The following is a 450-nucleotide window of genomic DNA, read 5'->3' on the forward strand; positions in this document are numbered from 1 at the left end:
GGTCCGAACCGGGTAGATCGTGGACAGAATGGACCGGCAAGATCGTTGACAGGTTTCCTGATCGGCAAAGGAGGGTCTTTGCCGATGCCATTCCAGGAGACCAGAGCGTTGGACGAGGCGGTACGGTTTGTGACGGCCTGTCTGGCAGGCGAGGAGACGATGTCGGAGCTGTGCCGAGGGTTCGGGATCAGCCGCCAGTGGGGCTACGAGCTGATGCGTCGGTACCGGTCGGAGGGCTGGTCCGGGCTGGAGCCGCGGTCACGGGCGCCGCATCATCCGGGACAGACGATGGCGGCGGAGCTGGCCGATGCGATCGTGGCGCTGCGGGAGGCGCATCCGCGCTGGGGTCCGAAGAAGCTGAAGGCGCTGCTGGAGCGGCGAGAGCCGGAGACGGCGTGGCCGGCAGCCTCGTCGATCGGCGATCTGCTGCGTCGGGAGGGTCTGGTGCGG

General features: G+C 67.6%; 1 protein-coding gene. It reads left to right on the top strand.

The genetic code is table 11. The features are described 5' to 3' along the window. Nucleotides 1-84: 84 nt before the first annotated feature. The coding region (locus tag AAHM41_RS40355) for a helix-turn-helix domain-containing protein (protein WP_342242280.1) at nucleotides 85-450 on the top strand (366 nt) is incomplete at its 3' end.

The organism is Inquilinus sp. OTU3971 (genome assembly GCF_038440215.1).